Raw genomic sequence first — 21087 nt, 5'->3', positions numbered from 1 at the left:
TTGACTTATCCAGCCCATGATGTAAAACACCCTTGTCAACGAAAGGGAGACATCCAATGAGCAAGACGACCTCCGCCCAGGACTGGCGCTCGCCTGGAGCTATGACCCTCGCCCTTCTGGTCACGACGGTGCTCAGCTTCGGCCTGACCGACCCGCTGCCGCTATGGCCGGCGACCTGGGCCTATTCGCCCTCGATCGGGACCACCCTGCTGGCTGTGACCATCGTCGCCGCGGTGGCGAGTTTCGGCCGGCGCCACGCAGGGTGAAACGCAAGGCGGCCCGCCGTCCGCTTCACGCGCTTCGGGTCGCCCACGCGTTCGACCAACCCGTCGCAGCCGTCTTTCACCCCTGAAAGCCGGCCGCGCTGCTCCCGGCGTCGATGCCGGTTGAGCCCAGGCAGACAGGCGTTTCCGCCACGCGAAACATTAAGTCATCAGCTGATGTCATCAATTGATGTCTACGGCTGATGACATCGCCCGGAAACTCTGCCATATAGGAGTCTGAGACGGGGGCAGACCCCGGATTACAGACTTTCAACCTTCCCGCCACGCCTCGGCCTCCAGGCTACGGCAAAGCTTCTTCATCACTGTCGGTTACGGTGTGGTTTGCGACCTCTTGCGAAACCCGAACATCGATCTGATCTAGACACTGTTACCAATTCAACCGTCCTCCCCGACGAAACGAACGCACCGATGTCCTCGACCTTCCCCGCCCCGTCCTCGCCCGTCACCCGCGCCCCCGTCTCCCCGGCGCGCGCCCGCACTATCGCCGGTTACCGGAACCTGGCGCTCTGGACCCTGCAGGGCTGGGCCGCGATGTTCTTCTTCGCCGCCGGCTACGCCAAGCTGACCGAGTCGATGGACAATCTGGTCGCCCTGATGACCTGGCCGGCCCTGGTGTCGCAGAACCTCGTGCGCGGCGTCGGCATCGTCGAGATCATCCTGGCGCTCGGCCTTCTGATGCCGCTGTTCTCGTGGAAGATCGGTCGCTGGCCCCTGCTGGTCTCGGCCGCCGGCCTGGTCGCCATGGAAGCGATCATGCTGACCGTCCACATGATCGGCATGGACATCGGCCTGGCCCTGACCAATGCGGTCCTTCTGGCCATCACCATCCCGGTCCTGCTGGGCCGCCGCTGACGCCCGCGCGCCGACAGCGGTCGGAGCAGAACTTCACCTGGTCCCAGTCGCGCGCCCATTTCGCCCGCCATGTGAACGGCCTGCCGCAGGAGACGCACGTCTTCTGGGGCAGATCGCGTTTGGCCGTGCCGGCGTCGTTGACGTGCTTCTTGGCCATGCCTCTCCTTCTTTCGTCATCCTCCGGCGCGAAGCGACCGGGGGACGCAGCGGCGCCGAAGGCGATCTGTTCAGGCAGGATATCGAAGCAGGCGTGTCCGTGACAGGTTCGCGCTCTCGCGCGCCGCTGCGTCCTCCGGTCTCCGCTGCGCTACGCCGGAGGATGACGAAAGGATAGGGAGCTGCAAAAGCTTCCCTTTACGTCCGCGTCAAGTTTGGGCTATGTCCAGTCCATGGCGACCGCCGACGATCATCGCACCTATTCGATCCGCCAGCTCTGCCGGGAGTTCGGGGCGACCGCGCGCGCCCTTCGCTTCTATGAGGACAAGGGCCTTCTGACCCCCGACCGCAAGGGCCAGACGCGGGTCTATAACGCGCGCGATCGCGTTCGGTTGAAGCTGATCCTGCGCGGCCGTCGCATCGGGTTCACCCTGACCGAGATCCAGGACATGCTGGATCTGTACGACCGCAACGACGGCAACACCCATCAGATGGCCATCGCCCTGCGCCGCCACCGCGCGCAGATCGAGGCCCTGAAACAGCAGCGCGAAGACCTCGACGCCGCCATCGAGATGGCCGAGGAGGCCTGCGCCGCGATGGAGGCCCGCCTGTCCGAACAGCGCCCCGACCTTCTGCCCGGCGCCGAGGAATATGCCTCGGTGCTGCGCGAACACCTCGACAACCACGCCCATCATCCGTTCAAGCTGAGAGCCTGACCCATGGCCTACAAGGCGCCCGTCCGCGACCTGACCTTCATCCTGAACGAGGTTCTGGAGATCGACCGCTACACGAACCAGCCCGGCTTCGAGGACATCTCCTCGGACCTGGTCGGTCAGATCCTGGAGGAGGGCGCCAAGTTCGCCGAGGAGGTCATCGCCCCGATCAACCACTCCGGCGACAAGGAAGGCTGCCACTGGGCCGAAGGCGGCGTCGTCACCGGTCCGAAGGGCTGGAAGGAAGCCTATCAGGCCATGGTCGCGGCCGGCTGGCCCGCCCTGTCGGCGGATCCGGCCTATGGCGGTCAGGGCATGCCGGCCGTTGTCGGCATGGCGTTCGGCCAGTTCACCGCCGGCGCCTCGGCCGCCTTCTCCATGTATCCGGGCCTGACGGCGGGCGCCTATGCGGGCATCCACGCAAATGCCTCGGATGAGCTGAAGGACAAATACCTGCCCAAGATGGCCACGGCCGAGTGGGGCGGGACCATGAACCTGACCGAGCCCCAGTGCGGTACGGACCTGGGCATGGTGCGGACCAAGGCGGTCCCGCAGGGCGACGGCACCTACAAGATCACCGGCCAGAAGATCTGGATCTCGGCCGGCGAGCACGACTTCGCCGAGAACATCATCCACACCGTCCTGGCCCGTGTCGAAGGCGCGCCGGCCGGCATCAAGGGCCTGTCGCTCTTCCTGGTGCCCAAGTTCATGGTCAACGAGGACGGCTCGCTGGGCGAGCGCAACGCGCTCATGTGTACCGGCCTCGAGCACAAGATGGGCATCCACGGCAACGCCACCTGCGTCATGCAGTATGACGGCGCCACCGGCTGGCTGATCGGCGAGGAAGGCCGGGGCATGAACAACATGTTCGTGGTCATGAACGAGGCGCGTCTGGGCACCGGCCTGCAGGGCCTGGCCATCGGCGCCGCCGCCTATCAGGCCGCGCTGGAGTTCGCCCACGACCGCATTCAGGGCCGCAGCCTGACCGGACCGAAGAGCCCGGATCAACAGGCTGACTCGATCATGGTCCACCCCGACGTCCGCCGCATGCTGCTGGAGGCCAAGGCCTTCGTCGAAGGCGGCCAGGCCTTCATCCTGTGGACCGCGCTGCAGGCCGATCTCGAGAAGTCCGCCGACGAGGCCACGGCCCAGAAGGCCAAGGACTACATGGGCCTGATCACGCCGGTGCTGAAAGCCTATCTGACCGACAAGGGCTTCCACGTCGCGTCGCTGGGCATGCAGGTCCACGGCGGCTCGGGCTACACCGAGCATTTCCAGGCCAGCCAGTATCTGCGCGATGCGCGGATCACCATGATCTACGAGGGCACCAACGGCATCCAGGCGCTGGATCTGGTAGGTCGGAAACTGCCGTCGAACGGCGGCCGCGCCATCATGAGCTGGTTCGCCGACATCGACGCCTTCGTGGCCGAGAACGGCGCCGAGGGTCCGATCAAACCCTTCGTCGACGGCTTGGCCGATACCAAGAAGAAGCTGCAGGAGGCCACCATGTGGCTGATGCAGAACGGCATGGCCAACCCGGACAACGCCGCCGCCGCCTCGACCGACTATCTGAACCTGTTCGGCCTGACGGCCCTGGCCTACCTCTGGGCCCAGATGGCCAAGGCGGCTCAGGCCAAGATCGACGCCGGTTCGGACGATCCCTTCTACGTCACCAAGATGCAGACCGGCCGCTACTTCGTCGAACGCATCCTGCCGGACGCCCAGGCCCACCTGACCAAGCTGAAGACCGGCGCCGAGGTCCTGATGCAGATGCCGGCCGAGGCGTTCTGACACTGAACTGACCTTTCCCTCCCCCTCGGGGGAGGGTGGTCGAAGCGAAGCGGAGACCGGGTGGGGACGGCCAGGCAAGGCCCCACCGACCGTCGCCACGTCGCCTTGCCGCCCCCACCCGGCCGCTGCGCGGCCACCCTCCCCCGCAGGGGGAGGGAGATGATCGAGCGAAGTCCATGAACGTCCTCAACGTCGCCGAACCCGATTTCATGCAGGACGAGGAGATCACCCTCTTCTCGGACAGCGTCGGCAAATGGATCGACGAACACGCGCCGCCGGAAGCGGTCCAGAGCTGGATCGCCAACTCCACCGTCCCTCGCGAACTGTGGAACCAGGCCGGCGAGGCGGGCCTGCTGGGTCTGTCGATGCCCGAGGAAGACGGCGGCATGGGCGGCGACTACCGGCATGAGGTGGTGCTGATGCGCCAGCTCGGCTGGAAAGGTGCGGACCATTTCGGCATCTCGCTGCACAACGCCATCGTCGCCCCCTACATCTGGCACTACGGCACCGAGGAGCAGAAGGCGCGCTGGCTGCCGCGTCTGGCCTCGGGCGAACTGGTCGGCGCCATCGCCATGACCGAGCCGGGCGCCGGCTCCGACCTGCAGGGCGTCAAGACCACCGCCATCAAGTCCGGCAACGGCTATGTGGTGAACGGCTCCAAGACCTTCATCACCAACGGCCAGCTGGCCAACTTCATCATCGTCGTGGCCAAGACCGACCCGGCCGAGGGCGCCAAGGGCACCTCCCTGATCGTGGTCGAGACCGACGGCGCGGCCGGCTTCGAGCGCGGCCGCAACCTCCACAAGATCGGCATGGAGGGCAACGACACCTCCGAGCTGTTCTTCAACGACGTCCAGGTCCCGGCCGACAACATCGTCGGCGGGGTCGAGGGACGCGGCTTCATCCAGCTGATGCAGCAACTGCCCCAGGAACGTCTGAACATCGCCGTCCAGGGCATCGCCGCCGCCGAGCGGGGCCTGAAGGAGACGATCGAATACGTCAAAGGCCGCAAGGCCTTCGGCAAGTCGGTGATGGAGTTCCAGAACACCCAGTTCAAGCTGGCCGAGGTCAAGACCAAGCTGACCGTCGCCAAGGTCTTCGTCGACCACTGCATCGGCCAGCACCTGAAGGGCGAACTGGACGCCGTCACCGCGTCGATGGCCAAATACTGGGTCACCGACATCCAGGGCGAGGTCCTGGACGAGATGCTCCAGTTGCACGGCGGCTACGGCTACATGAACGAGTACCCGATCGCCCAGCTCTACAAGGACGCCCGCGTCCAGCGCATCTACGGCGGCACCAACGAGATCATGAAGGTGCTGATCGCGCGGTCGCTCTAACCGGCGCCATCGTCACCTTGTCATCCCCGACGAAGCGCAGCGGAGATCGGGGACGCAGACGCAGCAAACTCACAGGCCCGGTCGGCTCCGCCGAACCGGGCCAAAGCTTGTTCGGCCCTGACTTGGCCGTACAGGTCCTGCCATCTCGGATTGTCCTTCTCGACCAGCGCGAACTTCCATTCCCGCAGCCAGCGTTTGATCCGCTGCTCGCGAACGATCGCCTTGTCGATGTACTGATGGGTCTCGAACCACACCAGCTGATGGATACCGTGCTCGGCCGTGTAGCCATCGAAGACGCCCTGTTTGTGCTCCGAGACGCGCCGCACAAGGTCGTTGGTCACGCCGACATAGAGCCAACCGCACGGCCCGCTGGCGAGCATGTAGACATAGAACGCCTTCGCCATTACCGCCCTCCCGGCTCAACCCTTGCGGGTTGTCCGGGAGAGGTCAAGATTGTGCGCCTCGTCCCCGATCTCCGCTTCGCTGCGTCGGGGATGACAAGGTGTTTGAATCGACACCACGCGGGCGCTCCTAGGTAAGAGCCCTCAGTCACGCGTTCGCTCTTCATTAAATCAGCGAGCCCAGACTCCCGTTCTCCAGGAAGGACGGCGATGCTCTCCAGACGACTCATTCTCGGCGGCGGCGCGGCCCTGGTGACGACCGGCTGCGACCAGGCCGTGGACGCCCAGACGCGCGCGACCCAGCGCGTCGAACTGGGCGTCATCCACATCCGCCAGGAGGCGATGCAGGCCGTCCCGACGGCTGCCGCCATGATCCTGCACTACTACGGCGACCCGCGCCCGCCGCGCGAACTGAAATCCCTCGCCCACGGCCGGACCTATGACGAGGCCCTGCCCTTCAACGACTTCACCGTCACGGCCTACGACGACCTGCTGCGCGGCATCGGCCAGTTGGGCTACGGCTGGATCGAGCGCCGCTACGCCGTCACCGCCCAGGGTCTGGACGAGGGCCTGCGCGCCATCACCGAGGCCCTCGCCGACGGCCGTCCCGTCCTCGCCGACGTCAGCGTGCCGGAGGGCCACGCCTTCGTCGTCCACGGCTTCGACGCCGCCAGGCGCGAACTCCACATCGTCGACCCGAAAGCCCCCGCGCCCGGCCGCTATTCGATGAGTTACGCCGCCTTCGGCGAGGTCTGGAACGAGAGCGCCTACGGCCGGGACGGGCGGTATCTGATCCTGACCCGGCCGAGGACGGCGTAGGTCTGCGCCCATCCCCGATCCCCGCTTCGCTGCGTCGGGGATGACAAGGTGACGGCGCGCGCTATCACTAGCCGCATGATCCGCCTCCACGTCCCCCAGCCTCTGTCCGCCGGCGCCGCCATCGCGCCCACGCTCGATCAGTCCCGCTATCTGACCCAGGTCATGCGGCTCAAGGCCGGCGACGACCTCCTCGTCTTCAATGGCACGGACGGCGAGTGGCGGGTCAGCGTGGCGGAGGTGCTCAAGAAGGGCGTCATCCTGCGCGCCGAGGAACAGGTCCGCCCCCAGCATTACGGCCCCGACCTCGAACTCATCGTCGCCGTGGTCAAGAAGGCCCGCGTCGAGACCATCGTGGAGAAGGCCGCCGAGCTCGGCGCCAAGCGCGTGCGCCTGACCATCACCCAGCGCACCAACGCCGACCGGCTCCGCCTGGACCGCCTGGACGCCATCGCCGAGGAAGCCGCCGAACAGACCGGCCGCCTCGACGTTCCGACCGTCGATGATCCGGTGAAGCTGGACGCCCTCCTGAACGACTGGGATCCCGCCCGCCGCCTGATGTTCTGCGACGAGACCGGCGGCGCCCCCGTCGCCTCCGCCGTCACCGAGCCCGGCCCCTGGGCCATCCTGATCGGGCCCGAAGGCGGCTTCTCGGCCGAAGAGCGCGAGCGGCTGATCGCCCTGCCCTTCACCACCGCCGTCTCGCTCGGCCCCCGCATCCTGCGCGCCGACACTGCCGCCATCGCCGCCATGACCCTGTGGCAGGCCGCCGTCGGCGACTGGGAGCGCTAGCCGATGCTGGTCGAGCTGGCCCTCTCGACCGTCATGGTCCTTCTGACCGTGATCCTGCACGGGGCGGGCCTCCTGATGCTCGGCCGCCTGCTGGAGATGCGCGACCGGTCCAAGGACCATGCCCGGATCAGCCCGGTCTCCATCGAGGGCGCCCTGGTCGCGGTCATGGCGACGGTCGGTCTTCTGGTCCTGCACGGGATCGAGATCTGGCTCTACGCCGCCCTCTATCGCGGCATCGGCGCCATAGAGACCCTGCGTGACGCCGTCTATTTCTCGACCGTCACCTACGCCTCGATCGGCTTTTCCGACACCCTGGTCGCACCGGAATGGAAGCTGCTGGGCGCCATCGAGGGCATCAACGGCGCCCTTCTGCTGGGCTGGTCCATCGCCTTCTTCGTGACCCTGATGACCCGCTTCATGCCCGCGCGCCATCACGACTGAGGTCAGCGCCTGCGATATCGCGTCGCCGACAGGGTCTCCGACACCGCGCAGGACTTCACGTCGATCCAGCCCTCGGCCCGCATCGCCGCCCGCACGGCGTTGTCCCCGAACACCGCCGCCTTGCCCTTGCCGTGGACGATCCAGACGGGAGAGGGCGTCACCGCCGCCACGGCCTCCATCGCCTCAGGCCCCTCGACCCGCGCCACGCCCTGCACGGCGTCAGCCGGTTCGACCCGTTCGACGTCCGCCAGCGCACCCTCCAGTTCCGCCCCGTCCAGCGTCCCGAAGATCCACACCGCCATGCCCGGCGACAGCCCCATCTTCTCCGCGAGCGTCGGCAACGGCTTCTCCAGCGCCGCCTTCCACTTCAGCGCCTCTCCGGCCCCGAGACCCAGCCGGAACGGTCCCTGCTCCGCCTGTCCGACCAGATCGCCGCCCTCGACGATCAGCCCCCGGATCGAGCCGCGCGCGATCGTCAGCCCCAGCGGCCGGCGCAGGATGATCCCCTCCGCCTCCAGCAAGGCTTTCGCCTTTCCCGACCGCCCGGCGTAGCTCGCCTCGACGAACGCTTCCCTGCCCATCGCCCTACCCCTTGAGACCTGCGGCAATCTCGCCCATCTAGCCGCGACGGGCCAGACGCCCGCTGGGGCTCCCATGACCGAAACCGCGCCGCTCACCCTCGACGACCTGATCGGCGTCATGTCCAAGGGCATCAAGCCCAAGGACCAGTGGCGCGTGGGCGCCGAGCACGAGAAGTTCGGCTTCGACAAATCGACCCTGCGTCGCCCGACCTATGAAGGCCCGAACGGCATCCTGGCCATGCTGACCGGCCTGCAGCGCTTCGGCTGGTCCCCGGTCGAGGAGGCCGGCAAGGTCATCGCCCTGGAGCGCAAGAACGCCGAGGGCTTCACCGCCTCCATCTCGCTCGAACCCGGCGGCCAGTTCGAACTGTCCGGCGCCCCGCTCCAGACCATCCACGATATCTGCTCCGAGACCGGCCAGCACCTGATGGAGGTGAAGATGGTCGCGGACGAACTGAACCTCGGCTTCCTCGGCGCCGGCTTCGACCCGAAATGGACGCGCGAAGACATCCCCGTCATGCCCAAGGGCCGCTACGACATCATGCGCGCCTACATGCCCAGGAAGGGCAATCTGGGCCTCGACATGATGCTGCGCACCTGCACCATCCAGGCCAATCTCGACTTCGATTCCGAAGCCGACATGGTCGCGAAGTTCCGCACCAGTCTGGCGCTCCAGCCCATCGGCACCGCCCTGTTCGCCTGTAGTCCGTTCACGGAGGGTCGCCCGAACGGCTTCCTGTCGGCCCGCGCCAACGTCTGGACCGACACCGATCCGGACCGCACCGGCATGCTGGATTTCGTCTTCAGGGACGGCTTCGGCTTCGAGACCTATGCGAACTACGCCCTGAACACCCCGATGTATTTCGCCAAGCGCGGCGAGAAATACGTCGACGCCTCGGGCCAGTCGTTCCGCGACTTCCTGGACGGCAAGCTGCCCGCCCTGCCCGGCGAGTTGCCGACGCTGAAGGACTGGGGCGATCACCTGACGACGCTGTTCCCGGAAGTCCGTCTCAAACAGTATCTGGAGATGCGTGGGTCGGACGGCGGGCCCTGGAGCCGCATCTGCGCCCTGCCCGCCCTCTGGACCGGCATCTTCTACGACGCGCCGTCCCTGGCCGCCGCCTGGGACCTCTGCAAGGACTGGGACATCGAGGATCACGAGCGGCTGCGTCGCGACGTGACCAAGCTGGGCCTACGCGCCGAAGTCGCCGGCCGCTCGGTGCGCGACATCGCCGTCGACATGGTGGCCATCGCCAAGCAAGGCCTGAAGAACCGCGCCCGCTTCTCCGGCGGCATGGTGGACGAGCGTGGCTACCTCGCCGAGCTGGAAGACATCGCCGACACCGGCGTCACCCCGGCCGAGCGGATGCTCGACCTCTATCACGGCGAGTGGAAGGGCGACGTCGACCGGATCTACCGCGACTTCGCCTACTGACGGCAAAAGGCCCGCCGGAAACCGGCGGGCCTTCGCAGTTCGCGGTGAACCCGGCCTAGTGTTTGGCGGACTCGGCGCCCGAGCTGACGGCCGAACCGGCGGCCGAGACGTCGCGGCCGACGCCCGAGATGGTGTTGCAGGCCGACACGGCCAGGGCGGCGGCGACCAGCGACAGGGTGATGATCTTTTTCATGGTGAAGTCCCCAATGGTGAAGCTCCGATAACGCCAAGCTTCATCACGGGTTCCATGACCATGGCGGAGCTGTGGAGGTCGCCAAACGCAGGCTCGATCTGCTAGTCCGAGGGCATGACCCAGCCCGCCGGAACCGCCGCCCGTCGTCTCGTCGAAACCCTGGCCGTCAACGGCGTCACCCGCGTCTTCTGCGTGCCGGGCGAGAGCTATCTGGCCGTGCTGGACGCCCTTGTCGATCATCCCGAAATCCAGGTCGTTACCTGCCGCCACGAAGCCGGCGCCGCCAACATGGCCGAGGCCTATGGCAAGATGACCGGAAAGCCCGGCGTCTGCATGGTCACGCGCGGACCGGGCGCCACCCACGCCTCCATCGGCGTCCACACGGCGCATCAGGACTCCACGCCGATGATCCTGTTCGTCGGCCAGATCGCCCTGACCGACCGGGGCCGGGGCGCCTTCCAGGAGGTCGACTATCGCGAGGTCTTCGGCGGCCTGGCCAAATGGGCCACCGAGCTGGAGAGCCCCGACCGCACCGTCGAGATCGTCGAACGCGCCTTCGCTACCAGCCTGCAAGGCCGCATGGGCCCGGTCGTCATCGCCCTGCCCGAGGACATCCTGCACGAGCCCGGCGGCCCCGCCCCGGTCCGCGCCGTGACGCCCGCGAAAGCCGGCCTCGACCCCGCCTTCCTCGCCGATCTGGGTCAACGTCTGTCGAAGGCCGAACGCCCGCTCCTGGTGCTCGGCGGGTCCGGCTGGACGGACGAGGCGGCCGCCGCCATCGGCGACTGGTCCGAGCGTCTGGGCCTGCCCGTCGCCCTGTCGTTCCGGAGGAAGGACATCCTGTCGAACGACCGTTCGAACTACGCCGGCGACCTCGGCCTCGGCTGCAATCCGGAGCTGATGAAGCGCGCCCGTGACGCCGACCTCCTGATCGCGCTCGGCGCCCGGCTCGGCGAGAACCCGACCCAGGGCTACACCCTGTTCACCCGCGACGAGACCGCCGGGAAACTGGTCCACATCCATCCGGAGCCGTCCGAACTCGGCCGCGTCTGGGCGACCCTGACCAGCGCGGTCGCCGACAACGCCCTCGCCGCCCACGCCCTCGCCACGCTGGAACCCGGCCGCACCTGGCACGACGCTGCCCGTGCCGCCCACGACCACTACCAGGCCTTCTCCACCCCCGTGCCGGTCACCGGCGCGGTCAATATGTCGGAGTGCATGGCCCACCTCGGCGAGGTCCTGCCGGCCTCAGCCGTCGTCACCAACGGCGCCGGAAACTTCGCCGCCTGGCTGCACCGCTTCTATCGCCACCGCGCCTGCCGCACCCAGTTGGGCCCGACCTCGGGCGCCATGGGCTACGGCTACCCGGCCGCCATCGCCGCCAAGTCGCTGCATCCCGAGCGGGAGGTCGTCTGCGTCGCCGGCGACGGCGAGTTCCTGATGACGGGACAGGAGATGGCCACCGCCGCCCAGTACGGTATCAACCCGGTCGTCATCGTCGTCGACAACGGCACGCTCGGCACCATCCGCATGCACCAGGAGGGGCACTACCCCGCCCGCGTCATCGCCACCGACCTGAAGAACCCCGACTTCGTCAAATACGCCGAGGCCTTCGGCGCCTTCGGCATCCGCTGCGAGACCACCGCCGACTTTCCCGCCGCCCTCCAGGCCGCCCGCGACGCCGCGAAGGAACGGCCCGCGCTGGTGCATCTGATCACCTCGGCCGAGGACATCGCGCCGAACCGGACGATCACGGGGTTGCGCTCCAAATAACCCCTCTCCCCTTGCGGGAGAGGGAGATCACGCACGGCGGCTTTAGCCGTCGTCCTGGCGTGATCGGGTGAGGGGTGAAACTCACTGTCGCCGGTGAGCCGTCTGTCCCCGGCATCTCGACTGCGTCTTCGTACCCCTCATCCGTCGGGCTTCGCCCGCCACCTTCTCCCGCAAGGGGAGAAGGGAGGTCATCTGGGCCACGTCTCCTCTGACGCCCCCAGCACCTCGCCCGCCAGGTAGAGCGAGCCGCAGATCACCACCCGCCCGGCGCCGAGCCTGAGCGCGCGGTCCAGCGCCGCCTCCACACTCTCGGCCGCCTGCGCGCCCAATCCATGCCCGCGCGCCACAGCCGCAAGGGCCTCGGGCTCCGCCGCCGCCCCCTCGAAGCCGACGGTGAGCACATGGGCGTCTGAGTCCCTCAGCGCCTCGAAGAACCCGCCGTGATCCTTGTTGGCCAGCATGCCGACGATCAGAGCCAGCGGCCTCGGCGCCTTCCTCTGATGCTCGGCCAGGGCCTCCGCCAGCGCCCGCCCGGCATGGGGATTGTGCCCCCCGTCCAGCCACAGCTCCGCCTCCGCCGCCCGCGCCTTCTCGCCATAGGGTCCGGCCGACAGCCGCTGCATCCTTGCAGGCCAGGTCGCGTTCGCCACCCCCGCCGCGATCGCCTCCACCGACAGGCCCAGCTCCAGCGCCACGGCCGCCGCCAGCCCGGCGTTGGCGACCTGATGCGGCCCCTTCAACGCGGGCGCCGGCAGGTCGAAGGCCTGTTCCTGATCCTGAAACACCATGCCGCCGCGCTCGTCCCAGGCGTCGAAATCCACACCCATGACGGTCAGGGGCACGCCCGCCACCGAGGCCTTCGCCTCGATCACCGCCATGGCCTCTTCAGACTGTCGTGCGATCAGCCCCCGCGCCCCGGCCTTGAGGATGCCCGCCTTCTCGCCCGCAATCCCGGCGATCTCAGTCCCCAGGAACTCGGCATGATCCAGATCGACCGGCGCGATGACGCTCAGCAACGGCCGCTCGATGACATTGGTCGCATCCAGCGTCCCGCCCAGACCCACCTCGATTATGGCCAGGTCGGCGGGCGTCTCGGCCATAGCGACGAAGGCGGCGGCCGTGGTGCTTTCAAACACCGTCGTCTCCACGCCCTTCACCCCCTCGATCCGGTCCAGGATCGCCGACAACTGCGCGTCGGAGATCAACTCTCCCGCCAGCCGGATCCGTTCGTTGAACCGCACCAGATGCGGCGAGGTGTAGACATGGACCTTCAGCCCGGCGGCTTCGGCCATCGCGCGGATGAAGGCGATGGTCGATCCCTTGCCGTTGGTCCCGGCCACATGGATCACCGGCGGCAGACGATGCTGCGGCTCCCCCAGCACGGCGCACAGGGTCCGCATCCGGTCCAGCGAGAGGTCGATCTTCTGGGGATGGCGGGCGCGCAGGCGTTCGGAGACGGGGTCCATGGGCCTTCATATCCCCCTCCCATGCGGCAAGGGAGAGGCCTGCTGCGGCGACAAAGCATTTGGAAAGCCTGAAATCGTCAAGATAGGCTCGCCTCTCAACCGGAGGTCCGCCGATGCCCGTCGCCGCTATCCTGTCCTCGCTCCTGCTCGGTCTGAACACCGCCGATGCGCCGCCGCCCCGGCAGCAGGATCAGGCCCAGACCGCCCTGCCCGACGTCACCATCACGGGCCGCCCGACAAGCGAGGCCGTCCGCGACTTCGTGGGCCGTATCGCCGCGCCGGTTTACCGACGCGGACTGGCCAAATGGGAGATGCGTGTCTGTCCGGGCGTCGCCAACCTGTCGCGCGACGCCGCCCAGGCTCTGGTCGATCGGATCACCGCCGTGGCCGCCGACCTCGACATCCCGACCGGCGATCCCGGCTGCGATCCCAATCTGGTGGTCGTCTTCACGACGGACGGTCCCGGCGTCGCCCAGGCCCTGGTCGCCGCCCAGCCCGACCTGTTCCAGCCCAACGTCAGCGGAGTGGATCGCGGCCCGGCGGCCATGCGCGACTTCCAGCACGGCGACGCTCCGGTCCGCTGGTGGTCGCTCAGCCTTCCGGTCGATAGCGACACCGGGCAGCGGGCGGTGAGGGTTCCGGGCCAGCGTTCGATGGAGTCGATCGACTCGACCCTCGCACGACAGCTCGGCTGCAACCCGTCGGATTGCGCCCTGGCCTATGCGCCGATGATCAGGATCAGGGGCGCCTCGCGTCTCCGCACCCAGATCGTCGATGTTCTCTTCAAGACGGTCATCGTCGTCGACGTCAACCGGATGGGCCAGGTCGATACCGCACAGCTAGGCGACTATCTCGCCCTCGTCGGCCTGGCCCAGATCGATCCGGGGGCCGATACCGCCGGCTTCGACACCGTGCTGAACCTGTTCGACGACGGCGGCCAGACCGGCCTCACCGAGTGGGATCGCTCCTACCTTCAGGCCCTTTATGCGCCTCGCACCGATCTCACATCGCCGAACGCCCAGGCCACGGCCGTCGCCGGCATCATGACGCGGGACCGTCGCGCCGCCGCACGGGCGGAGTAAACCTCAGGCGGCCTGACGCTTGCCACCCATCAGCATCGACAGCAGCTTGCCCAAGGTTTCCGGCAGGTCGGCGCGGGCGACCACACGGTCGACCATGCCCTTTTCCTGCAGATACTCCGACCGCTGGAAGCCCGGCGGCAGTTTCTCGCGGATGGTCGTCTCGATCACGCGCGGACCGGCGAAACCGATCAGGGCGCCCGGCTCGGCCAGGTGGATGTCGCCCAGCATGGCGTAGGAGGCCGTCACCCCGCCCGTCGTCGGATCGGTCAGGACCACGACGTAGGGCAGTTGGGCGTCCTTCAGCTCCTGCACCGCAAGGGTCGAGCGGGCCATCTGCATCAGGCTGAGCGCCCCTTCCTGCATCCGCGCGCCGCCGGCGGCGGTGAAGCAGACCAGGGGGACCTTGCGTTCGATGGCGGCGCGGGCGGCGGCGATGAAGCCCTCACCGGCGGCCATGCCCAGCGATCCGCCCATGAAGGCGAAGTCCTGAACCACCACGACCGCTTCGGTCCCGGCGATCTCGCCGAAGCCGATCGACATGGCGTCCTTCGATCCGGTGGCCTTGCGCGCGGCCGACAGACGGTCGCGGTACGACTTGCCGTCCGAGAATTTCAGCGGGTCCTCGACCACCTCGGGCGACTCGATCTTTTCGTACTCGCCGCCGTCGAAGGTGCAGCCCAGACGCTGGGTCGCATTGATCCGCATGTGACGGCCCGACGGCGTCACCCACAGGGCGGCCTCCAGGTCGGAGCGGTACAGCATCTCGCCCGAATCCGGGTCCTTGACCCACAGATTGTCGGGCGTCTCGCGCCGGCTGACGATCTTGCGGACGCCCGGGGCGAAGCGGCTGAGCCAGCCGCCGCGCTTTTCCTGCGGGGCTTTGGGAGGGGTCTTGTCGGCCATTTGCGTGTCTCTAGACGCTTTCCGTCACGCGCGCACCACGCACGGCGTCGGCCAGCGACTTCACCTTGGTCAGAACGCGGCTGGCCGCCGGTTCGTTCGCTTCGAGCGCCGCGGCGACCTCTTCCACCAGCACCGAGCCCACGACCACCGCATCGGCGACGCGGGCGATCTCGGCGGCGCGCTCCGGCGTCTTGACCCCGAAGCCGACCGCGACGGGCAGGCCCGAGGCCTTCCGCACCCGCTCCACGGCCGGAGCGACCGAGGCCGATTGCGCCTCCTTCACCCCGGTCACGCCCGCGACCGAGACATAGTAGACGAAGCCCGAGGTCCGTTTGGCGATCACCTCCAGACGCGCGTCGTCAGACGTCGGCGTCGCCAGCCGGATCAGCGACACCTCGGCGGCATCCAGCGCATCGGTCAGCGGATCGGCCTCTTCCGGCGGGCAGTCCACGACGATGCAGCCGTCCACGCCCGCCGCCGCCGCATCGCGCGCGAAGGCCTCGTAACCATAGCTCTCGATGGGATTGAGATAGCCCATCAGGATCAGGGGGGTGTCGGCGTCGCCCTCACGGAAGGCGGCGGCGAGGTCCAGCGTGCCGCGCAACGTCAGCCCGGCCTTCAGCCCGCGCAGGGCGGCGCGCTGGATCGGCGGCCCCTCGGCCATCGGATCACTGAACGGGAAGCCCAGTTCGATGATATCGGCCCCGGCGGCGGGCAGGCCGCGCAGGATTTCCAGCGCCTCGTCGCGCGAGGGGTCGCCGGCCATGACATAGGTCACGAACCCGGCCCGGCCCTCGGCCTTCAGAGCCTCGAAGCGGGCATCGATACGCGCGGTCGTCATTGCGGCGTCGCGGCCGCGTTCGGGTCGGCGCAGACATTGCCCGGAATGGTCGCCATGCCGATATAGCCCGGCACGTCCGGGCCGGCCGGACGGTTGGTGTCGTAGAAGGCCTGCATCTGCATGCCGTCGCAGCCGCCGCCGTCGCGACGCTTGACGAAGACCACCCGGTTGTCGTCGCCGCCGGCCGCGATCCAGCCTTCGCTCTCGAAATGGGTGATGTAGGCCTCGGCGATCCCGCCGATGGCGGCCAGGGGCGCGGTGACGCAGAAGGCCTTGCCCGCCATGTTGTAGAGGTTGCCGCAGGCGGGATCCAGCGTCGCGCCGGCCAGCACAGGCGCCTCGATCGGCATGCCGACGCCGGTCGCGCCCGTGGTCCCGGTCGCCTGCGCCATGGCCGTCATCGGCAGAAGGGCCAGAGCGGCCGCCATCATCATCGTCTTCATCGTTACAACTCCACGCCCAGATGCTTCGCCACCGCGAAGATATCCTTGTCGCCCCGCCCGCACATGTTCAGCACCACGTCGCCGCCCTTGCCGACCTCGTGGGCGATCTCGCCCACGCGCGCCAGGGCATGGCTGGGCTCCAGCGCCGGAATGATCCCTTCCAGCTTCGAGCACAGCTGGAAGGCCTCCAGCGCCTCGGCGTCCGTGGTCGCCCGATACTCGGCCCGGCCGATATCCTTCAGCCAGGCGTGCTCCGGCCCGATGCCCGGATAGTCCAGACCCGCCGAGATCGAATGGCCTTCCAGGATCTGGCCGTCCTCGTCCTGAAGCAGATAGGTGCGGTTGCCGTGCAGCACGCCCGGACGTCCGCCCTGGATGGAGGCCGCATGGTCCGGGCCGTCCAGCCCGCGCCCCGCCGCCTCGACCCCGATCAGCCGCACGCCCGCGTCGTCGATGAAGGGGTGGAACAGGCCGATGGCGTTCGATCCGCCGCCGATGGCCGCGACCACGGCGTCGGGCAGCTTCTCCTTGCGGGCCAGCATCTGGATCCGCGTCTCCTTGCCGATCACGGCCTGGAAGTCGCGCACCATGGCCGGATAGGGGTGCGGCCCCGCCGCCGTGCCGATCAGGTAGTAGGTATCAGCCACGTTGGTGACCCAGTCGCGCATCGCCTCGTTCATCGCGTCCTTCAGCGTGCCGCGACCCGAGGTCACCGGCACCACCTCGGCGCCCAGCAGCTTCATGCGGAAGACGTTCGGCATCTGCCGCTCGACGTCCGTCGCGCCCATGTAGACGACGCATTGCAGGCCGAAGCGGGCGCAGACGGTCGCCGTCGCCACCCCGTGCTGACCCGCGCCGGTCTCGGCGATGATCCGCTTCTTGCCCATCCGCATGGCCAGGAGGATCTGGCCCATGCAGTTGTTGATCTTGTGCGCGCCCGTGTGGTTCAGCTCGTCGCGCTTGAACCAGATGTCGGCCCCGCCGTGGTGGGCCGTCAGCCGCTCGGCGAAATACAGCGGACTGGGCCGCCCCACATAGTGGGTCAGGAAGTCGTCCAGCTCGGCCTGAAACGCCGGATCGGCCTTGGCCGCCTCATAGGCCTGGTTCAGCTCCAGCACGAGCGGCATCAGCGTTTCGGCCACGAACCGCCCGCCATAGGGGCCGAACCGCCCCTCGTCGTCGGGCTGGGCGTAGGTATTGGGGAGGATGGCGTTCACGGGAACGAGCTTTCAGGCAGGCGAGGGCCGAAATACGGCCGGTCGGGAGGATCAGGCCACGGCCTTCAGGAAAGCCGCGATCAAGGCCGGGTCCTTAACACCCGGCGCGCTTTCGACGCCAGAGGACACATCCAGCAGGGGCGCCCCCGAAATCCGCGCGGCTTGCGCCGCATTCTTCGGGTTCAGCCCTCCCGCCAGGAACCAGGGCTGGGCGAACGACCGCCCGGTCAGCATCGACCAGTCGAACGACGCCCCCACACCGCCCGGCAGCGCCGATCCCTTCGGCGGCTTCGCATCGAACATCAGATGGTCGGCGTGATCTTCCCACCCGGCCGCCGCCTCGAGGTCCTCTACCGCCGACACCGACAGCACCTTGATGATCCCGGCCCCGGTCAGACGCCGCACCTGCGCCGCCCGTTCCACGGTCTCATGCCCGTGCAGTTGCACGAAGTCCGGCTTCAGATACGCCCCGATCCGGCCCAGCAGGTCATCGTCCGCATCCACCGTCACCGCCACGATTCCGGCCCGCCCCCGCGCCCGCTCGAACAGCGGCCCTGCATCCTCAGGCGATATGTTGCGTGGGCTTCTGGCGAAGAAGACTGCCCCGACGAAGGCCGCGCCGTGATCCAGCGCCACATCGATCGTCTCCGCCGTCGTCAGTCCGCAGATCTTGGCGCGGGTCATCTATAGACCGGAACGCCAAGCGCCTCCGCAGCGCGCGCCTGATGGAGATCAAAGGTCGCGAGGCTGACGCCAAGGCGTTGCGCGGCGACGATGTGAAGAGCATCTGGCGCACGAATACCGCCGTCCTCGACGATGAGTTCGCGCGATCTACGATGATCGCCCGCTTCAATGGGAAAGGCGCCGCCCAGGCGGGCTATGAGAGCATCCAAAGATGCATCGACAAGGCCGACCTTGCTCTCTTGCAGTTCTCCCCTACGGGCCTTGGCGCGAATGGCGGCGCTGAACTCTGCGGCGGCCCAATCACTGATCAGCCAGACCTCCGGGTTCTGAAGCATCCTCACTGCGTCGTGCGAGCGAGATTCCTCCTCGGTCAGCGCCGCGACCAGAACGCTCGTGTCCAAGGTGACGATCAATACCTGTAGTCTTCCCGCATGGCTCTTACGGTGTCGGTCACACCTGACGTTTCGGTCTTGGTGGCTTCCCGCACGCTTCGCAGCCATTCAAGATCGATCTTGTAAGGCGGCGCTGCGGTCGCGGATTCGATGGGCACCACACGCGCCACCGGGCGGCCCCGGCGTGTGATCACGACGGGTTCTCCATCCAGCATCCGGTCGATGAGACGCGGCAACTGATCCTTGGCGGTGGCGATCGAATATTCGCTCATGCCGACAAGATAGCCATCTAGATGGCCATTGTCGAATTCACACAAACAGGCTGTCGATCTCACCCTGCGTCGCCAGCCGCCACTCACCCGGCGCCAGATCGTCCGGCAGAGCCAGCCCCCCCACCCGCTCGCGGTGCAGGGCCTCGACGTGGTTGCCCACGGCGGCGAACATCCGCCGCACCATGTGATAGCGGCCCTCGGTCACCGTCAGCCGGGCCTCGGTCGGCGAGATGACCTCCAGCGACGCCGGCGCCAGCGGCTTGTCCTCGCCCTCCAGCACCAGCCCGCCCGCCTCGAACAGCGGCCCTTCCGTTCCCACCAGCGGCCGGGCCAGGGTCGCGCGATAGACCTTGGCGACATGGCGTTTCGGCGAAATCACCCGGTGCAGCAGGTCGCCGTCGTCGGTCAGCAGCAGCAGGCCGCTGGTTTCCTTGTCCAGCCGCCCGATGGTCGAGATGGCCGGGTCCCGCCGGCGCCACCGCTCGGGCAGGACGTCATAGACCAGCGCCCCGTCCTCCTTGTGCGAACAGGTCATGCCCAAGGGCTTGTTCAGGATCAGCACCAGCCCCGCCGGCGGATCCAGCGGCCGCCCGTCGATGAGCATCCGTTCGGTCAGGTCCGCCGTCACCGCGATCCGCTTCGAGACATCGGTCAGATCGACCCCGTCCAGCACGATCCCCCCGACCTTGCCCAGCCGCGCGATCTCGGTCCGCGAGCCGTAACCCATGGAGCCGAGCAGCTTGTCGACGCGAACGCTCTTCACTTTCGTCATCCTCCGGCAAGCCGCTTGCGGCGCAGACCGGGGGACCCAGCGGCGCGCGAGAGCGCGAAACTGCCGCGCGCACCGACGCTTCCGACATCCTGCCTGAACAGATCGCCTTCGGCGCCGCTGCGTCCTCCGATCAAGTCGGAGGATGACGAAAGGAGGGAATTGTCGTTCACTTCACCGCCTCGAACAGCTTGTAGCCGCCGCCGTCCGAGATCGGCGTCACCCGCTTGAACGCCTCCCTCAGCTCGGCCTCATAGGGCAGGTGCCGGTTGGCCACGAGCCACAGCACCCCGCCCTTCTTCAGCATCTCGGCGGCCTTCCTGATGAAGGCCTGCCCCAGCCGCCGGTCCTCGGCTCCGCCGTCGTGGAAGGGCGGGTTCGACACGATGAAATCCAGGTCGCCGTTCGCCTCCAGCGTCCGCACATCGGCCCATTCGAAGGTCGCGCGCGGATCCTCGACATTCTTCCTGGTCGCCTCGACGGCCCGCCGATCCAGATCGACCAGCCGCAGCGACGTCACCCCCTCCGACCGGAGAACGACCGTCGCCAGCGCCCCGTAGCCGCAGCCCAGATCGGCGCCTACGCCCTTCAGCGTCGGCATCCGCTCTGCCAGTTGCGCCGAACCGGCGTCGATCCGGTCCCAGGCGAAGACGCCCGGCTGCGACCACGCCTCAAGCCCCGGCACGACCTGAATGGCGCCGGCCGCGATGGCCGCGTCTACGCCCGTCTCCTTGCCGGTCTTGATGACGACGCAGCGCCGATGGTGCGCCTTGGCCGTCTCCCCGACCTCCAGCCCGAAGCCGGCCAGTTCCTTGCCCAACCGCGATCCGCCCTTGTCCTTGGGCGCCATGACGTCCAGCCGCCCGCCGACCTTCAGGACGCGCAACGCCTGCGCCAGCGTATAGCGCCGCTCCAGCACGCCGGGCGGCGCATAGACCATCGCCGCCTCGACCGAGCCCTCGGCCAGGCTTTCCAGCGCGGTCGAACCGGGGATCTGCGGAGAGGTCTGGGTCGCTGCGCCCGGCGGATCGAACACCAGCGGGGGGCGGCCATAGAGGATCGTCGTCGTCATCGGGGGTGCATAGACCTTGGGTGGGGCGGTGTCTCCTCCACTTCCCTCTCCCCTTGCGGGAGAGGGAGACGGCGCACGAAAGCGAAGCGATCGTCCTTGCGCCGACGGGTGAGGGGTGAAACTCACCCGGGCCGGGTAAGCACCAGCCACATCTCGGCTGCGTCCCCGTACCCCTCATCCGTCGGGCTTCGCCCGCCACCTTCTCCCGCAAGGGGAGAAGGAAGGGGTTCGAGTTGGCAAAGGATCGTCCGATTTCCTCAATCAGAACAACGCTCCCAACTTTTAAGACCGCTTTTCCCTAACGCCCCCGCCGGCGGCCGCATACTGCGCCCATGTCCTCGCCCCATCACCCGAACGCTTCGGACTCTTCGGACGCTT

Annotated in this window: 25 protein-coding genes; 11 read left to right on the top strand and 14 right to left on the bottom strand. The window is 67.9% G+C overall.

The annotated features are described in order from the left end of the window. Positions 1-56: 56 nt before the first annotated feature. Both ACETK8_RS04470 and ACETK8_RS04465 read left to right on the top strand, forming a co-directional pair. Positions 57-266 (top strand): hypothetical protein, encoded by a 210-nt coding sequence (locus tag ACETK8_RS04470; protein ID WP_374038316.1) that lies wholly within the window; start codon positions 57-59, stop codon positions 264-266. Between the two features lie 426 nt (positions 267-692). After that, positions 693-1136 (top strand): DoxX family protein, encoded by a 444-nt coding sequence (locus tag ACETK8_RS04465; RefSeq protein ID WP_374038315.1) that lies wholly within the window; start codon positions 693-695, stop codon positions 1134-1136. Here the strand turns inward: ACETK8_RS04465 and ACETK8_RS04460 are convergent. Further along, a complete protein-coding gene (locus tag ACETK8_RS04460; protein WP_374038314.1) occupies positions 1105-1293 on the bottom strand; it encodes a DUF2256 domain-containing protein in 189 nt (62 codons plus the stop codon). The two genes, ACETK8_RS04465 and ACETK8_RS04460, sit on opposite strands and share 32 nt — an antisense overlap. Positions 1294-1525: 232 nt before the next feature. Between ACETK8_RS04460 and ACETK8_RS04455 the strand changes: the two genes are divergently transcribed. The 3 genes from ACETK8_RS04455 (at position 1526) to ACETK8_RS04445 (ending at position 5136) form a co-directional block, all read left to right on the top strand. Next, positions 1526-2008 (top strand): MerR family transcriptional regulator, encoded by a 483-nt coding sequence (locus tag ACETK8_RS04455; protein ID WP_374038313.1) that lies wholly within the window; start codon positions 1526-1528, stop codon positions 2006-2008. 3 nt (positions 2009-2011) lie between these two features. After that, positions 2012-3796, top strand: a complete 1785-nt coding sequence (locus ACETK8_RS04450) for an acyl-CoA dehydrogenase C-terminal domain-containing protein (protein ID WP_374038312.1) — start codon at positions 2012-2014, stop codon at positions 3794-3796. A 176-nt stretch (positions 3797-3972) separates the two neighbouring features. After that, the gene (locus ACETK8_RS04445; protein WP_374038311.1) at positions 3973-5136 is read left to right on the top strand and encodes an acyl-CoA dehydrogenase family protein; all 1164 of its coding nucleotides are present in this window, start codon (positions 3973-3975) and stop codon (positions 5134-5136) included. Between the two features lie 20 nt (positions 5137-5156). On the opposite strand, the gene ACETK8_RS04440 is transcribed toward ACETK8_RS04445, so the two are convergent. Then, the gene (locus ACETK8_RS04440; RefSeq protein ID WP_374038310.1) at positions 5157-5540 is read right to left on the bottom strand and encodes a GIY-YIG nuclease family protein; all 384 of its coding nucleotides are present in this window, start codon (positions 5538-5540) and stop codon (positions 5157-5159) included. Between the two features lie 207 nt (positions 5541-5747). Between ACETK8_RS04440 and ACETK8_RS04435 the strand changes: the two genes are divergently transcribed. From ACETK8_RS04435 to ACETK8_RS04425, 3 genes are all read left to right on the top strand, one after another. Continuing rightward, positions 5748-6356, top strand: coding sequence for a C39 family peptidase (locus ACETK8_RS04435; protein WP_374038309.1), 609 nt, complete (start codon positions 5748-5750; stop codon positions 6354-6356). A 75-nt stretch (positions 6357-6431) separates the two neighbouring features. Next, positions 6432-7145, top strand: coding sequence for a 16S rRNA (uracil(1498)-N(3))-methyltransferase (locus tag ACETK8_RS04430; RefSeq protein ID WP_374038308.1), 714 nt, complete (start codon positions 6432-6434; stop codon positions 7143-7145). Positions 7146-7148: 3 nt separating this feature from the next. Beyond that, complete coding sequence (locus tag ACETK8_RS04425; RefSeq protein WP_374038307.1) at positions 7149-7586, top strand: ion channel; 438 nt, start codon at positions 7149-7151, stop codon at positions 7584-7586. 2 nt (positions 7587-7588) lie between these two features. Here the strand turns inward: ACETK8_RS04425 and ACETK8_RS04420 are convergent, their stop codons facing one another. Next, positions 7589-8167 (bottom strand): hypothetical protein, encoded by a 579-nt coding sequence (locus ACETK8_RS04420; RefSeq protein WP_374038306.1) that lies wholly within the window; start codon positions 8165-8167, stop codon positions 7589-7591. Between the two features lie 73 nt (positions 8168-8240). Between ACETK8_RS04420 and ACETK8_RS04415 the strand changes: the two genes are divergently transcribed. After that, entirely contained in the window at positions 8241-9602 is a 1362-nt protein-coding gene (locus tag ACETK8_RS04415; RefSeq protein ID WP_374038305.1) for a glutamate--cysteine ligase, read from the top strand. Positions 9603-9657: 55 nt separating this feature from the next. Here ACETK8_RS04415 and ACETK8_RS04410 read toward each other — a convergent pair whose 3' ends face one another. Continuing rightward, positions 9658-9795, bottom strand: a complete 138-nt coding sequence (locus tag ACETK8_RS04410) for an entericidin A/B family lipoprotein (protein ID WP_374038304.1) — start codon at positions 9793-9795, stop codon at positions 9658-9660. A gap of 114 nt (positions 9796-9909) precedes the next feature. Here ACETK8_RS04410 and ACETK8_RS04405 point away from each other — a divergent pair, with 114 nt between their 5' ends. Then, complete coding sequence (locus ACETK8_RS04405) at positions 9910-11568, top strand: thiamine pyrophosphate-binding protein (RefSeq protein WP_374038303.1); 1659 nt, start codon at positions 9910-9912, stop codon at positions 11566-11568. A gap of 188 nt (positions 11569-11756) precedes the next feature. On the opposite strand, the gene ACETK8_RS04400 is transcribed toward ACETK8_RS04405, so the two are convergent. Further along, entirely contained in the window at positions 11757-13034 is a 1278-nt protein-coding gene (locus ACETK8_RS04400) for a bifunctional folylpolyglutamate synthase/dihydrofolate synthase (protein ID WP_374038302.1), read from the bottom strand. A 113-nt stretch (positions 13035-13147) separates the two neighbouring features. Between ACETK8_RS04400 and ACETK8_RS04395 the strand changes: the two genes are divergently transcribed. Continuing rightward, positions 13148-14116 (top strand): hypothetical protein, encoded by a 969-nt coding sequence (locus ACETK8_RS04395; protein ID WP_374038301.1) that lies wholly within the window; start codon positions 13148-13150, stop codon positions 14114-14116. Positions 14117-14119: 3 nt separating this feature from the next. Here the strand turns inward: ACETK8_RS04395 and accD are convergent, their stop codons facing one another. The 9 genes from accD to ACETK8_RS04350 form a co-directional block, all read right to left on the bottom strand. Then, on the bottom strand, positions 14120-15019 hold the full coding sequence (gene accD / locus ACETK8_RS04390) for an acetyl-CoA carboxylase, carboxyltransferase subunit beta (protein WP_374038300.1): 900 nt from the start codon (positions 15017-15019) through the stop codon (positions 14120-14122). A gap of 10 nt (positions 15020-15029) precedes the next feature. Further along, positions 15030-15860 (bottom strand): tryptophan synthase subunit alpha, encoded by an 831-nt coding sequence (gene trpA, locus ACETK8_RS04385; RefSeq protein WP_374038299.1) that lies wholly within the window; start codon positions 15858-15860, stop codon positions 15030-15032. After that, on the bottom strand, positions 15857-16303 hold the full coding sequence (locus tag ACETK8_RS04380) for a hypothetical protein (protein ID WP_374038298.1): 447 nt from the start codon (positions 16301-16303) through the stop codon (positions 15857-15859). The genes trpA and ACETK8_RS04380 overlap by 4 nt, the downstream gene beginning before the upstream one ends. A 2-nt stretch (positions 16304-16305) precedes the next feature. After that, a complete protein-coding gene (gene trpB, locus ACETK8_RS04375) occupies positions 16306-17520 on the bottom strand; it encodes a tryptophan synthase subunit beta (protein ID WP_374038297.1) in 1215 nt (404 codons plus the stop codon). Positions 17521-17571: 51 nt separating this feature from the next. Next, positions 17572-18204: a phosphoribosylanthranilate isomerase gene (locus tag ACETK8_RS04370; protein ID WP_374038296.1), complete on the bottom strand. Its 633-nt coding sequence runs from the start codon at positions 18202-18204 to the stop codon at positions 17572-17574. Further along, complete coding sequence (locus ACETK8_RS04365) at positions 18201-18617, bottom strand: type II toxin-antitoxin system VapC family toxin (RefSeq protein WP_374038295.1); 417 nt, start codon at positions 18615-18617, stop codon at positions 18201-18203. Before ACETK8_RS04365 ends, ACETK8_RS04370 begins: the two co-directional genes overlap by 4 nt. Further along, positions 18614-18868, bottom strand: a complete 255-nt coding sequence (locus ACETK8_RS04360) for a type II toxin-antitoxin system Phd/YefM family antitoxin (RefSeq protein ID WP_374038294.1) — start codon at positions 18866-18868, stop codon at positions 18614-18616. Before ACETK8_RS04360 ends, ACETK8_RS04365 begins: the two co-directional genes overlap by 4 nt. 37 nt (positions 18869-18905) lie before the next feature. Beyond that, a complete protein-coding gene (locus ACETK8_RS04355) occupies positions 18906-19640 on the bottom strand; it encodes a pseudouridine synthase (protein ID WP_374038293.1) in 735 nt (244 codons plus the stop codon). A 166-nt stretch (positions 19641-19806) separates the two neighbouring features. Next, positions 19807-20709: a class I SAM-dependent methyltransferase gene (locus tag ACETK8_RS04350; RefSeq protein ID WP_374038292.1), complete on the bottom strand. Its 903-nt coding sequence runs from the start codon at positions 20707-20709 to the stop codon at positions 19807-19809. Positions 20710-21087 lie beyond the last annotated feature (378 nt).

Origin of the sequence: Brevundimonas staleyi (assembly GCF_041893865.1) — a bacterium.
GTDB lineage: Bacteria > Pseudomonadota > Alphaproteobacteria > Caulobacterales > Caulobacteraceae > Brevundimonas > Brevundimonas staleyi.
The sequence above is the reverse complement of the archived record's forward strand: the minus strand, read 5'-3'. Positions and strand labels throughout refer to the sequence as shown.